The organism is Pseudomonas sp. Emmai (assembly GCF_055179735.1).
On the sequence record NZ_CM143685.1, the window covers coordinates 5,783,460 to 5,798,463 of the forward strand.

Genomic DNA, 15,004 nt, shown 5'->3' on the forward strand with positions numbered 1-15,004 from the left:
TCCTCTTGTCATTCAATCACTTCCGGCTTTGCATCGTGCAATACATAGTTATGTCGTTTCCCCCCAAGAGGCTGCTAGCATCTACGCATTATTGAATCCCGATCCGGCCCGATCATTCAGGTTGCCCATGCTCGTGACCACAGCACTGCCAAGGAATGCGACGCTGTCCCCGCCACTGGACACGCGGTATCAAGTCGAAACGCCCGAAGGCATCGACTTGCCACTGCGCCCGGCCGGGTTGATGGTCCGTGCGCTGGCGTTCTCCATTGACCTCGGCCTGCGCGGGTTGCTCCTCGGCGTGCTGTTCACCGTGCTGGCGTTTCTGGGCAAACTCGGCGCCGGGCTGGGCTCGATCCTGCTGTTCGGGGTCAGTTGGTGGTACATGGTGCTGTTCGAGGTGCTGAATCAGGGCCGCTCGCCGGGCAAGCAATGGATGGGGTTGCGCGTGGTGCAGGACGATGGCACGCCGGTCGGCTGGTCGGCCTCGTTGCTGCGCAACCTGCTGCGATTTGTCGACCTGCTGCCGTTTGGTTACGTCCTCGGGGCCATCAGTTGCCTGCAACACCCGACCTTCAAGCGCCTCGGCGACCTCGCCGCCGGGACGCTGGTGATCTACCGCGAACGGCCGCTCACCCGCCCCGAAATACCCGACGCCGAACCACGTCGCACCACCTTTGCCCTGACGCTGACCGAACAACGCGCCATCCTCGGTTTTGCCGAACGCCAGGGCGAACTCTCCCCGGCGCGGGTCAATGAACTGGCGAGCATCCTCGCCGAACCGTTGCGGGTTGCGCCGCCCCGCGCCGTGGCCGAACTCAATGGCATCGCCCGCGGCTTGTTGGGCCCCACATGAAGCAAAGCCTTTTCGAAAGTCGCCACAAGGCCGAATGGGAGCAATTCGCCCTGGTCCTCGACCGACTGGAACGAGGCAAGGACGCCTCACGCATCGCCAGCTTTTCCAAGGATTATCGCCGGCTCTGCCATCACCTGGCCCTGGCCCGGGAGCGCGGGTACAGCAGTTTCCTCGTGGATTCGCTGCAGCATCAGGTGTTGCGTGGGCATCAACAGTTTTACCGGCATCGCAGTCGATTGGGGGCCAATGCGCTGGCGTTCATCCTCGCCGACTTCCCGCGACTGGTGCGCCAGCAGTGGCGCTTTGTACTCGCCGCCGGCCTGATGTTTTTCGGCAGCCTGATCGGCATGGGCCTGCTGGTGTATCTGTTCCCGGGCCTGATCTACAACCTCATCCCGGCCGACCAGGTCAGCGAAATGCAAAGCATGTACGACCCGGTCGCCGGGCACCTCGGCCGTTCGGCGGAACGGGCGGCCAGCGAAGACTGGGTGATGTTCGGCTACTACATCATGCACAACATCGGCATCGCCTTTCAGACCTTCGCCAGCGGTGCGCTGCTTGGCGTGGGCAGCGCGTTTTTCCTGGTGTTCAACGGGTTGATGATCGGCGCGGTGGCCGGGCACCTGACCGACATCGGCTATGGGCAAACCTTCTGGCCCTTCGTGATCGGCCACGGTGCTTTCGAACTGACCGGCATCGTCCTGTCCGGCGCCGCCGGCCTGCAATTGGGCTGGGCCTTGATCGCACCGGGACGCCTGCCCCGGGCCGAAGCCTTGCGCCTGGCTGCGCGCCAAAGCGTGTTGCTGATTTGCGGGGTCATGCTGTTTCTGCTGCTGGCGGCGTTCGTCGAAGCCTACTGGTCCTCCATGACCGCCCCCACGCCCATGACCAAATACCTGGTCGGCGCGGCGCTGTGGTCAGGGGTGCTGTTGTATTTGCTGTTGGCCGGACGGACTCGCCATGCGCCTGAGTGACGCCACGGTGGTGATTCGCCCGCGCAATACCTGGGAAGCCATGGACCTGGGCGTGCTGCTGAGTCAACGGCATCGCGGGTTGTTGATGAGCAGTTGGGCCATCGTGACGTTGCCGATCTTCGCCCTGCTCACCCTGCTGCTGTGGGATTCGCCGTCGCTGGTGGTGATGATTTTCTGGTGGCTCAAACCGGCGTTCGATCGCCTGCCGTTGTTCATCCTGTCGAAAACCCTGTTCGGTGAAACGCCCACGCTCAAAGAGGCGTTGCGCCAATGGCCGCGACTGCTCAAGCCGCAACTAGTGGCCAGCCTGACCTGGCGCCGACTGAGCCTGAGCCGCAGCTTCCTCATGCCGGTGGTGCAACTCGAAGGCCTGAGCGGTACGGCACGCCAACAACGTTTGCACGTCCTGCTGCAACGCAATGCCGGGGCCGCGCAGTGGTTGACGATCATCGGCTCGTTCCTGGAAAGCGCGTTGTGGATCGGCTTGATGGTGCTGTTCTACCTGCTGCTGCCGCAACAGGTCGAGCTGGACTGGAACTGGCAGACCCTGATCGACGCCGCCAATCAGGACTGGCTGTGGCTGGCGCACCTGATCAACGCCTTTTACGCACTGATATTGGTGGTGTGGGAACCGATTTATGTCGCCTGCGGTTTCAGCCTCTATCTGAACCGCCGCACCGTGCTGGAGGCCTGGGACATCGAACTGGTGTTCCGCCGCATGCGTCAGCGCCTGAGCAGCGCAGCCGTCGTCCTGTTGCTGATAGTGATTGCAGGGATGCCGAGCGCGCAAAGCGTCTGGGCCGCCGAGCCGGTCATTTCACCGGACACGCCGCGCCTGCTGGACCAGCCCCTGACCAGCCAGGCGTCCCGGGACAGCATCAAGGCGATCCTCGACCAGCCACCGTTCAAGAACCGGGAATCCGTCACCCGTTATCGGTTTGGCGAGGACAAACCCGACGCGAAAACCAAGGACGATGGCACCACCCCGCAATGGCTGAAGGCGCTGACCCGGCTGCTCGACGACTCGCGATTCAGCGCCCTGGCGTCGCTGATTGAAGTGGTGCTGTGGGGCATCGTGCTTGCCGGCATCACGTTGCTGATCTGGCGCTACCGCGACTGGTTGCAGGCGTTTGTCAGCCGTCGGCCCGTGCGACGGAGCAAGGTTGAGCGCGCCGTGCCCAAGCAACTGTTCGGCCTGGACGTGCATCACGAAACCCTGCCCGCCGACGTCGCCGCCGCTGCCGAAACCCTCTGGCAAACCAACCCTCGCGAAGCCCTCGGCCTGCTGTATCGCGCCCTGCTCAGCCGCTTGTTGCATGACTACAAGCTGCCATTGAAAGACGCCGACACCGAAGGTCAGGTGCTGGCGCGCATCGATCAATTGCAGCAACCGGCACTATTGGCCTTCAGCCGAACCCTGACCGGGCACTGGCAGAACATGGCCTATGGGCATCGCTTGCCGCCAGCGCCGTTGCAACAGGAACTCTGCGATGGCTGGCGTGCGCTGTTCAATCCGGGAGCCTCCCGATGAGCCGGCGCGGATGGCTGGCGCTGGGCGCCGTGTTCGCGCTGCTGTTCGGCGCGTTGTGTTTTTATCTGTACCTGAAAGCCACGCCGTATCAGGAGATCGTCGATCACGGCGCATCTCCCGAAGCGCGGGCCAATCCGTATCTGGCGGCGGAGCAGTTTCTGCGCAAACAGGGCGTCGCCGTCAGTCACGCCAACAGCCTCGACGTGCTGCCCGGCATCGACCCGCGCCAACACAGTTTGTTGCTGTTCGGCGACCGCTCGAACATGACCCCGCGCCAGATCGATCAGGTGCTGAACTGGACCCGAGCCGGCGGGCGTCTGGTGTTCGTCGCCGAATCCCTGTGGGATGAAAAGACCGGCCAGAGCAACGACCTGCTGCTCGACCGGGTGCAGTTGCATCAGTCCTTGAGCAAAGACCTCAAGGACCTGCCGCCCGATCCCATCGACGACCCGTACCCGAACCTGACCAAGCTCTACCTGGAAGACGAGGACGCCCCGGCCTACTTCAGCTTCGATACGGATTTCCACCTCGATGATCCGAAAAACCTCGCCCAGGCCTGGGCCAACAGCGGCAAGGCCACCCACATGATGCAACTGGCCCACGGGCTCGGTTCGATCACCGTGGTCACCGACGCCGAGCTGTGGAAAGCCCCGGCCATCGAGCAATACGACAATGCCTGGCTGCTCTGGTATTTGAACGCCGATACCAGCGTGACCCTGCTGTACAACACCGATCACGATTCGCTGCTGACCTTGCTGCTGCGCTATTTCCCCCAGGCCCTGGTCGCCCTCGCAGCGTTGATCGGCCTCGCCTGCTGGCACTTCGGCGTGCGCCACGGGCCGCTGCTGGCACCTGTTCCACGGGCGCGCCGACAACTCCAGGAACACCTGCGCGCCAGCGCCGATTTCATGCTGCGTCATCACGGCCAGGACACCCTGCTGCAGGCCTTGCAGCAGGACGTCTTGCGCCGCGCCCGACGCCGTCATCCCGGTTTCGAACAACTGGCGATTGCCGAACAATGGCTGGTGCTTGCGCGCCTGACCCGGCAACCCACCCGCGCCATCAGCCAGGCCCTGAGCCCGCGCCCGAAACAGCGGCTGTCCAGCGCTGAATTCAGCCGTCAGGTCGCCCACCTGCAAACCTTGAGGAATGCCCTATGAGTGACATCGAGCCCGGCACCGCCCACCACGCCGCCCAGCAACGCCAGCGCGCCAGTCAACTGGCCCAGGCCGTGCGCGGCGAATTGCAGAAAGCCGTGATCGGCCAGAACACTGTGATCGATGACGTGCTCACCGCGCTGATCGCCGGCGGCCATGTGCTGCTCGAAGGCGTGCCGGGTCTGGGCAAGACTCTGCTGGTGCGCGCCCTCGCCCGCTGCTTTGGCGGCGAATTTGCGCGCATCCAGTTCACCCCGGACCTGATGCCCAGCGACGTCACCGGGCACGCGGTGTACGACCTGCAAACCGAGCAATTCAAACTGCGCAAAGGCCCGTTGTTCACCAACCTGCTGCTGGCCGACGAGATCAACCGCGCCCCGGCCAAGACCCAGGCGGCGTTGCTTGAAGCGATGCAGGAACGCCAGGTCACCCTCGAAGGCCGGGCGTTGCCGATTGCGCAGCCATTCATGGTTCTGGCCACGCAAAACCCGATCGAACAGGAAGGCACCTACCCGCTGCCGGAAGCCGAACTCGACCGTTTCATGCTCAAGGTGCGCATGGACTACCCCGATGCCGACCAAGAGCTGGACATGGTGCGCCAGGTCAGCCGCTCGACCCGGGCCGACATGCTCGACGTGCAGCCATTGCGCACCGTGCTGCAAGCCAAGGACGTCATGGCGCTGCAACGGATCGCCAGCGATTTGCCCCTCGACGAGCAAGTGCTCGACTACGCCATCCGCCTGGCCCGCGCCACCCGCACCTGGCCTGGCCTGACCCTCGGCGCCGGACCCCGGGCGTCCATCGCCCTGGTGCGTTGCGCGCGGGCGCTGGCGTTGTTGCGCGGCGGTGAGTTCGTGATTCCGGATGACATCAAGGGCTGTGCCCTGGCGGTGTTGCGTCATCGGGTGCGGATTGCGCCGGAGCTGGACATTGAAGGCCTGGATGTCGATCAGGTGTTGCAGCAACTGCTTGATCAGATCCCGGCGCCGCGCCTGTGAAACCCTCGCGCCTGCTGCTGATCTGGCTCTCGGTGCTGCTGGGCCTGAACATCATTCTGGGCGCACTGCGGGCGCTCGAAATCAACATTCCCGACAACCTGCCATCGATCAGTTGGGCGCTGTTGTTGGCACTGCTGACCCTGGCCGTGCTCGATATCGTGCGCCTCAAACGCCTGCCCTCGCCACGCCTGACACGACAGATGCCCGGCAGCCTCGCGCTGGGACGGTGGGGAGAGGTGCAGCTGGTGGTCGAGCATGACTTTGCCCAGCCGTTGGACGTACAGATTTTCGATCATGCCCCCGAAGGATTGCTCTTCGAACACTTGCCACAATCCCTTGAGTTGCAGCCCGGTCAACACAGCCAGCTCACCTATCGCCTGCGCCCGCTGCAGCGGGGTCACTTCAGGTTCGAACAGTGCGAAATCAACCTGCCCAGCCCCTTGGGCCTGTGGTCCGACAAACGCCTGCTCAATGTGAGCGACAGCACCCGCGTCTACCCGGACTTCGCCCGTCTCTACGGCGGCGAACTGTTGGCGGTGGACAACTGGCTCAGCCAGCTCGGCGTACGTCAGCATCAACGACGGGGCCAGGGCCTTGAGTTTCATCAACTACGCGAATACCGCGAAGGCGACAGCCTGCGCCAGATCGACTGGAAAGCCACGGCCCGGCAACGCACGCCGATTGCCCGGGAATACCAGGACGAGCGCGACCAGCAGATCATCTTCATGCTCGACTGCGGCCGGCGGATGCGCAGCCACGATGGCGAACTCAGCCATTTCGACCATGCACTGAACGCCTGCCTGTTGCTCAGTTATGTGGCGTTGCGACAGGGTGATTCGGTGGGGCTGTGCACCTTTGCCGGCGAGACGCCGCTGTACCTCGCCCCGGTCAAAGGCGCGGGTCAGCTCAAGACCGTGCTCAACGCGACCTACGACCTCAACACCACCCAACGTCCCGCCGACTACCAGGCGGCCGTCAGCCAGTTACTGGCCCGGCAGAAACGCCGTGCGCTGGTGGTGCTGGTCACTAACCTGCGGGATGAAGACGACGAAGACCTGCTCAACGCCGTGAAACGCCTGGGCCAGCACCACCGGGTGCTGGTCGCCAGCCTGCGCGAAGAAGTCCTCGATCAGTTGCGCCACACGCCCGTGCAAACCCTGCCCGAAGCCTTGTTGTATTGCGGAACCGTGGATTACCTCAACGCACAGGCCGAACGCCATGAGCAACTGAGTACCCATGGCGTGCCGGTGCTGGAAGCGCTGCCCCGGGAACTCGGCAACGGTTTGGTGACGCGTTATCTGAGCTGGAAAAAGGCCGGGGCGTTTTAACGTTCATTCCCCGTCACCGTTGACTCGCGCCCCTAAATGACTGGCACAACAATCCCGCTCCGTTTCGCAGGTTCGCCGGGGTTTCTGACTTCCACGTTGAGTGAAACCAAATCACCCACCATCAAAGGTCGCCAGTGACCTATCACTTCTCCTTTTGCATCCGTCAGTGTTGACCGGTAGGCACCTCCACTCACAGACACAAACACCTCTCGCCCCGCCAACGGCTGGCCTGTGTCTGTGGCCACAATCACCGCGGTCATCCTGACAAAAACCTGAGGCGCCGCCGGATTCGGTGATGCATTCACCTCTCGGATACTGGCATGCACCGGCAACACCTCGACGATCACCGACGCCATCTCCCACCCATACAAGCCACCGCTCACAAAAGCCGTCAACAAGCCCTCGCCGGCTTGCTCCAGAGTGAACTCAACCGTCGCCACCCCATCCGCTCCGGTCAGGGTCGGCACCAGCCTGACGCCCGAGTAATCCCACATCACCTCGACCCCAGCCAATGGCTCACCCGTGAACGCCGACACCACCGTCGCCATGCCCGACGCCACTTGACCCGGATAACCCGCCGGTTCTGCGCAGACCAGCGATTGAATGCTGGAGGGTTGATTGACGACATACGCCAGCGATACCGACTGCGAATATGTCTGGTCCCCGACCGTCGCCGTGAGCACTGAGGCCCCGGCGGTGGTCGGTGTGAAACGAACGCTCGCCACCCCGTAAAAATCCGTCACCGACGTCACGACCCCCAGGTCCGGGCTACGCCAGGTCACGGTCAAACCCTTCATCGGTCTGCCACTGATTGACGACACTACCGTCACCTGCTCAACCAGCGTTTGCCCCCAGTTCAACGTCTGGTCAACACGACTGTCGATCCGCAGCTTGACCACCTGGACCCCTGACCCGAGCGACATGGCATTGGCGGGCGACAATGCCGCCAAGCGGCTGGCGGCCAGGCGCAGGGCGAACGCGCCATCCTGTACATCGCCCACCGTAAAGGACAATTGCACGCCGGCAGGGGATATCGGCAACGGGGTCCCGAGCACGTTCGTCGGGTCGAAGCGGATACCCAGCGCCGCCGGCCCGGTGCCGGTCAGCCCCAGCGTCAGTTGCTGATCGAGCAAAGGGCTGTCGTGGCTGGCCATGATTTGCAGCGTGTGGTTGCCGCTGCGCCGCGGAAAGTAGGTTTTTGCGCCCCAGGGTTGCGGCGGCTGATCGTCAAAACTCACCGTTACGCCGCTCCACGGGTCGCTGGCCAGTGGCGACACCGTCGTCGCGCGCGACTCTTCGTAGCCGTCATAGGGGCTGGTCAGTACCGCCCACACCTCTTGCGGCCCGGTACCGCTGGGCGCAAAGGCAAACCCGGACCAACCGTCGGCGTCGGTTTGCACCTCGATGGGCACAGCACCCGCCAGCCATTTCAGCGGAACATGTTCCACCGCGCGCCCGGTGTACCGGGAAAACACTTGCGCCCACAGCCAGGCCGGCTCCTGGCCCACGACCGGGTCCACCGCCGCTTCCTGCCACGTCCCAATCCGGACTCGGTTGTGCGCCAGCAGCATGTCGTTGGCTGTCGCCGTCCAGTTCAATTGCGGCAACGCCAGCGCCAGGGCAAACCGGCCCGGCGCCGGGCTGGCGGTGAAATCCAGGGACCAGCGCGCGCCGCCGTCGTCGATCACCTGGGGTTGCGCCAAGGGCGGCGTGACGCTGGCGCCCAGATCCTCGGGGGTCGCGCCCGTCCAGGACAAGGTTGCCGATAGCCCTGTCAGCGGACTCAAGGCATTGGGCAACACGCTGAAACGGTGCACGGCCCCCAGGCACGGATAGAGCGCCTGGGCGCCGGGTATCGCGGCGACCTGATCCAGCGCCAGGCTCGCCTCCTCGGCCAGGTCAGGGGCGATCAACCGTCCGAACAATTCCCGATCCGCAGTCAACCGCGGGGTGCTGAGTTTCAGCTCGAACAGACTGCTGACGCTGGTGGCCTGCACCGACGATAACGTCCACTCCAACCCCGCAGCGGTCAGCGTTCTCGGCGTTCCGATATCACTCGCCACCAACCCGATGGCCGGTGCCGCTCCGCGCCAGTTCAGCGCAATGGCCTGACCGATCAAAGTGCTACCGGCCAACGGCTCGACTTTCAGCGTGTGCGAACGCCCCCGCCAACACAGCACGCCCAACACCACCCGATCGACTTCGACGTTATCCAGCAGGATTCTGACTTCGCTCTTCCACGGACTGGTGGCCAGGGCTTTGACATTGAAGGGGTGTTCATACGCCACCGCCTCTTCATGGGCCCGCACCCGGGCGCTGACCTGCTGATCCCCGGCGTTGCGCGGCGTGTAGAACAAACTGGCCCAACCACCGCTGCCCGTGGGGACGGTGGGCAACGTGCCCTCAGGGGTGACCCAGTCCACCAGCGCATTGACCACTGGATCGCCGTCGCCGCCGTCCCGCACATGCACCACCTGCACCCGCAACAACACGTTTTCGTTTTCATCCACCACTGGAAACTTGTTGGCCTCGCGCACCTCGCCGATGCGCACCAGATTGCGCGCCAGCGACATGGTTTTTTTCGGCGACGGCAGCAACAGTTTCGAGCACACCAGCGACAGTTCGAATCGACCGTCGAGGCGATCCTCGCTGGTCAGGGTCCATTCCAGATCGCGGCCCGTGACCGGCACCGAAGTTTCCAGCGCCGGGCTGACGGCAACGCCCAGTTGCTCGGCGGCATCACCGCTCCAGCGCAGCTGCATCTCGCTATCCAACAGCATGTGATCCGTCGGCAGCCTCACTTGCAAGGCATACCCGGATCCCCGATTGGGGTAACCGGTCTTTTCCTGCCAGGGTGTCTCGGCGCCTTCGACCACCGACTGCAACGTCTTCCACGGATCGCTCGCCAATACCCGCACCGTCTGGGTGTGGGAAACCACGCCGCTGGCGTAATACAAACTCTCGACCGTCGCTTCGATGTCGAAGTCACCCGCCACCGTGGGCACATAGTCGAAGTAGGCCCAGCCATCGGCGTCGGTCAGGGCGGCACCTTTGACGCCCTGACCGGCCACGGTCCAGTTCACCGTGCGCCCGTCGAGAAACTGACCGGTGTAGTACGACGCCACCTGCACCCCCAGGCGTACGGATTGCTCATATTCCAGCACCGGGTAATACGCCGCTTCCAGCACCTCGCGGAACACCACGCGGTGGTGCCCCAGGGACACGGGAATCGAATACGGTTCGGCGGTGTACTGGTTGACCCATTGCAGCGTCAACAGGTGCGGGCCTTCGTCATCCAGCAGCGGACAGTCAAGGAGCCACGGTTCATCCAGCGGCTGATCGGCCCCCCAATCCGGTTCCGCGCGGATCGCGCCTTGCGGATTGTCTGCCAGGGTCAAGGCCGCCTGGGTACCCAGCCACGGGTGCCCCGCCACCGGCACACACTCCAGACGATGGCGCCAATTGCCGGTGGTCCCCAGGCATAACGGCAACAGGCGGCCGGCGGGCACGACTTGCTCATCCAGCTTCAGGGTTTGCAGTTGCACCGCTGGCAAATGCAGGGCCAGGTTGATGCGGGTGATACACACCTCTGCATTGCCATCTCCACCGGTCGGGCTGTTCACCGTCAAGCGAATCCGATCCTGGCTTTGCAACGGCAGGTCCAGTTCGACTTCGTACTCGATCGGAAGAAATTCCTGTGCCTGCCCACCCGCCAGACGTTCCCTATCTTGCTCCTCGTTCCGCGCAGGGCCGGGCAGCAGTTCAATCTCCATTTTTTTCTCGGGCTGATCAACCATCGCCACCACCACCCGACCCGCACCGTCGTAACGCACCTGGCACAGAAAGCTCAGTACATAGCGGTTCTCGGCGTCCGAGGCCTTGGGCACCACGATCACCTGGCTGACCGAGGCATCCAGGCTGATCCTGAGAAAACGCGTCATTTCGCCGTTGTACATTTCACTGCCAATGGCGACACCCCGCGAATTGGGGGGCTGCTTGAGCCAGCCATTGGCATAGGGCAGCAGGAAGTCACCGTTAAGTACCAGGTTCTGATTGGCCTGAATGACAGGGTTACCCATGGCTGCGCGCTCCCTTGAGGCCGGGCATTTCGTCTATGTTCACCAGGTTTTCCACCGCCAGCCGAAAGCTCGGCTCGCCGCCCTTGGCGGTGTAGCGGATGCGCACAACGACATCGGTCAAAGAGCCCAGCATCGCGCGCTGCACCTCTTTTTTCGGCCAGGGGAAATTCAATTGCCAACGGGAAACGGCACCGGTGTTTTCGAACGGATTGAGCAAGCCTTCATCGGGCCGGATCGCCATCATGCCGTTATCGGCTACCCCCGCCGACAGCGCGATCTGCTGCCCGCTGCGCAGGTTGAACTGCACATCCGCCGGGGCCACCTTGCCATCCGGGTCGTGCAGATACTCGACCGACTGGACCGTTGCCTTGGTGGCGGTCGTGCTGCCAATCTGCTGCAAGGTCCCCCGCACATCCTCGTAAGGTCCGACCAGCACCGGCAGGTCGACCTCCACCGCGTTGATCAGGCGGCAGTAGTCGCCGGGGTGTTCGCGATCGAACAGCAACTGCGTGAGCCTGAACTCCAGCACGCCGGTGTCCTGCAACCTGGCCAGCGCCTCGCTCCAGCTTTTGTGCACTGGTTGCGGGTCTTTGTCGTCGTCGAACAGCCGCCGCAGGGACACCGTCTTGACCCGCTCCAGGCGCCGCTCGAAGGTTTGCAGGTGCCGACGCTCCATGCGCAACAGGTACTCGCGCAACTGTTCACCGGCCGTCAGGCCACAACGGTTGTCGAGCCACACCTGAGGCAAGGCCGGGGCCGAATCGTAATCGCCGGTTTCAGCACTCAGTGACGACTGGGCACTCTGGCACAGGCTGACCACCGCATCGTAGGCCTGGTAGTGCAAAGCCTTGAGCTGGCCCAGCAGCCAGCCGAACAACTCGGCATTGCTCGCGCGTTTTTTCAGGAAGTTGTACACCGTCAGCGCTTGGGCATTGGCGCGCAATGTCTGGTCGAGACTGGACCGGGCCGCGTCCACCGCCAGTTGCTGCGCGGTGATCTGTTCGTCGATGGCCAGCACCTCGGCCTGGGCCTGGTTGCGTTGCAGTTCCCATTCCCGCCGGCGCAGGCGATAGGTTTCGGTCACCGCTTGCTTGTCGGCGTCTGCTTGCTGCGCCGTCGAGGCGACTTCCAGGCCATAGGCCACGGCATAGAGAACGGAACCCGGACGATGGCCGCCATTGGCCACGCCAAAGATGTTCGGCAACGCGTCTATCGCCGCCCCCCCGGCTTGCAGCGCCGTCGACCCCACGTGTAGTTGCTTGGCCAATTGCAGGCTTTCCATCACCTGATATTCCACATCACTGACGTTTTGCTCATACCAGCGGGCATAGGTGTCGGCACGTTCCTGCACCGTGATACGGCTTTGGCGCAGCGCGGCCACTGTCGCCTCCAATTGGGCGATGCTCTGCTCCTGGGCGACCTGGGCGTAGTTGCCCAATTCCACCAGATGGTTCTGCTGCAACTCTTCCTGCTCGGCCCGATCCCGTTGCTCCAGCAGGCGCAGCACCTGGCTGCCGTAGTCTTGCAGCGTCTGCACGGCCCGCAGTGCGACTTCGTACGCCACCCGCCAACGGAAGGCGCCCACGACCAGGCGTCCGCCCATCGGCCGCGGACCGCCCCCCCCGCCGGCGGCCAGGTCGCGCAGCAATTGGTTCGGATCGGTCGGCGGGCTGAACAGCGGAATATCCAGCGGTTTACCGTCCAGCGTCAGGTTACTGCGCAGGTTGAAAAGACGCCGGCCCGGCAGGTCGAACAGGTCGAGCAATTGCCCGTTGATCGGCACCTTGAACGGCCCGTTGGCCAACAAGCCGAGCAAGGGCGGCGCTTCGGCCGCTGGCGGGATGTCGCCCAGGGAAACATTGAGGGTTTTCTCAAACTGTTCCAGCGCCGGGCGCGAACGGCTGTCGTCCAGCAGTTGTCCCAGCGTCCGGGTTTTCCATTGCGTCACCGTCCGCGCCACCGGCGGCTTGCCCATCAGGAACTCGGCTTGCACATAACACAGCTTGGCCGCCACCAGGCTGTCGCGGGTGAGCTGGCGGTAATACCAGTCCCCCCAGGCGATCAGGTTGTTCACGTACTCGGTGAACACCAGAATCTGAAAACGCTGGGGTGCCGAGTAACCGATGGCATCCGGGTCGACGGGCCGTTGGGTTTCACACCCCAGGTTGCCTTCGCCGTCCAGTGGACGGCAGCGCCAGTAGGGCGGTTTGTCGGTGGCTTCCGGGGGTTCGGACACCTCGGCCGGGGCACGCGGGTCGAACAGATAATGCAGCCAGTTCTGCGCTTCCTGAAAGCGATCCTCGGCCCGCAGGCGCACCGCGATCAGATGCGGAAGGTGAAAAAACAGCTCCCAGAACGACAGACCATTGGCACCGTTGAAGGCCCCGTTGGGCTCGTCGAGGGCGGCGGAATCGGGGGGTGGCTCCACCAGGAACTGGGTATCCCAATCGAGCACGGCGTCCACCGACGCGCTGGCGCGCTGCACCAGTTCCGGGCCGAACAGCGAGTTCAGGCGTGCATGGGCCAGGGTGCTCGGCTGTTTGAAGGCAATGAATTGCGCGGCGTTGGCGGTGTTTTTTTCCAGGGCCGGGGGCACGAACCGGGGCAGGTTGGCCATCTTCAGGGTGAATTGGCTCTTGCCGTAAGACGTGTTTGTTCCCTCCAACGTGAACTGCACAGTGCCAACAAAGCCACCCGAATTGCGCTGGATCGTTATCCAATCCGTCGCCCAACCGCCGGTGGGGTTTCCTTCGAAGTCGGCCGTGTCAGGCTTATCACCGGCAGCAGGGTTGAGCAACGTCAACGTAAAAGTGCCACTCGCCGCAGGCAGCGGAGCGGGCTTGCACACCCCTCTGACCACCAATCGGTCCTTGCCAGCGCCGCTATCGCTGAGAAACAACACCTGCAAGCCGTAATAGCTGGTCAATGAACCGGGAGTAATGACTTCGTCGGTGATCTCCGGTTGATTCCCTGCAAACAGCGGATGCTGCACGGTCAAGGTATTGGTGAAGCGATACAGCGCCAGATGAGACAGCCAACAGCCGTCATCCTCCGGAACGGGGCGCATCAACACATCACGGGTCACGAACACGTTAAATTCGCTGTTCTTGCACACGAACATGACGCCCAACACGCCTTTGGGCTGACGTGCATCCACCGTGATCGTGGCGATCAAGCGGGCGTCGACGCTCAAATCCTCTACCGGCTCATCGGTATACAGATTCAACGGTGCCGACCATTGGCCGTTCTGCATCATGAATGCCAGATTGATGTCGAGCTTGTTCGGAATACGCACGACTGACCCATTGTCAACAATCTTGTCCCGCCACTGCGCCCACACCACACACAACCGCCCGTTCCAGAACACCGGGCGAATATCCAGCACCCGATCCCCCGTACCAATCTCCACCGGCAACCATTCCCCCCACGCCACCGGGTTGATGGATTTGCAGTTGGGCTGCAATTCAATCGCGGCCTTGCGCCAGAAATACTGGAACGGCGGCACCCGCTGGCGGCCGATAAAGTAATAGTCGGCGCGGGTGGGCGAAGCACCGTCCATGTAGCTGCTGAGCACCTCCAGGTTGCAGGTCTGCTCGAACCCTTGCAGGTAGCTCTGCAAGGCCCGCTGCACCGAATCGCTGCTGAGCCGGGTCTGGTTCAGATCGTTTTCCAGGGCCTTGAACAGCCCGGTCTTGCGCTGGCGGACAAAGGGGTTGATGAAGTTCTCCGGGTAAATCCCGATCTGGGTCACCGCCGCCCAGTCCGGGTAGTTGTTGTACAGCTCCCAGAGCTTGAGATCCTGCGAATTGAAAATCGCCTTTTTATAACCCGGTTCCAGCTTGCGGTAGGCCGCATGGATGAACTGTTGGGCGCAACTGGTCGCCTCGGCCACCCAGGAACTCTGCACCGGATAGCTGTCGAGCGGGTCCAGGCGCAGCAGTTCGAACAGGTCCTCCGGGGTCCTCAGAAAGTTGAATTTGCCGGTGCCGGTCTTGCCCACTTGCCCGATGCAATACTCGACCAGGGCCAAACGACGTTCTTCAAGCAGACCACCAATATTGTGCTGTGCCATGCTTCTTGCTCC

At 63.1% G+C, this 15,004-nt stretch carries 8 protein-coding genes; 6 read left to right on the forward strand and 2 right to left on the reverse strand.

The features are described 5' to 3' along the window. Positions 1 to 127: 127 nt before the first annotated feature. From ACY4LX_RS26610 to ACY4LX_RS26635, 6 genes are read left to right on the forward strand one after another with little or no spacing between them, the layout of a single operon-like run. Entirely contained in the window at positions 128 to 853 is a 726-nt protein-coding gene (locus ACY4LX_RS26610; RefSeq protein WP_463258298.1) for an RDD family protein, read from the forward strand. Continuing rightward, positions 850 to 1,827 carry a stage II sporulation protein M gene (locus ACY4LX_RS26615; protein ID WP_463258299.1) on the forward strand — a complete coding sequence of 326 codons (978 nt, stop codon included), beginning with the start codon at positions 850 to 852 and terminating at the stop codon, positions 1,825 to 1,827. The genes ACY4LX_RS26610 and ACY4LX_RS26615 overlap by 4 nt, the downstream gene beginning before the upstream one ends. Beyond that, entirely contained in the window at positions 1,814 to 3,358 is a 1,545-nt protein-coding gene (locus tag ACY4LX_RS26620; protein ID WP_463258300.1) for a DUF4129 domain-containing protein, read from the forward strand. Before ACY4LX_RS26615 ends, ACY4LX_RS26620 begins: the two co-directional genes overlap by 14 nt. Further along, a complete protein-coding gene (locus tag ACY4LX_RS26625) occupies positions 3,355 to 4,518 on the forward strand; it encodes a DUF4350 domain-containing protein (RefSeq protein ID WP_463258301.1) in 1,164 nt (387 codons plus the stop codon). The genes ACY4LX_RS26620 and ACY4LX_RS26625 overlap by 4 nt, the downstream gene beginning before the upstream one ends. After that, positions 4,515 to 5,513, forward strand: coding sequence for an AAA family ATPase (locus tag ACY4LX_RS26630; protein ID WP_463258302.1), 999 nt, complete (start codon positions 4,515 to 4,517; stop codon positions 5,511 to 5,513). Before ACY4LX_RS26625 ends, ACY4LX_RS26630 begins: the two co-directional genes overlap by 4 nt. After that, entirely contained in the window at positions 5,510 to 6,841 is a 1,332-nt protein-coding gene (locus tag ACY4LX_RS26635) for a DUF58 domain-containing protein (RefSeq protein WP_463258303.1), read from the forward strand. Before ACY4LX_RS26630 ends, ACY4LX_RS26635 begins: the two co-directional genes overlap by 4 nt. 32 nt (positions 6,842 to 6,873) lie before the next feature. Here the strand turns inward: ACY4LX_RS26635 and ACY4LX_RS26640 are convergent, their stop codons facing one another. Next, a complete protein-coding gene (locus ACY4LX_RS26640; RefSeq protein ID WP_463258304.1) occupies positions 6,874 to 10,920 on the reverse strand; it encodes an Ig-like domain-containing protein in 4,047 nt (1,348 codons plus the stop codon). Beyond that, positions 10,913 to 14,992, reverse strand: coding sequence for a Tc toxin subunit A-related protein (locus tag ACY4LX_RS26645; RefSeq protein ID WP_463258305.1), 4,080 nt, complete (start codon positions 14,990 to 14,992; stop codon positions 10,913 to 10,915). Before ACY4LX_RS26645 ends, ACY4LX_RS26640 begins: the two co-directional genes overlap by 8 nt. Positions 14,993 to 15,004 lie beyond the last annotated feature (12 nt).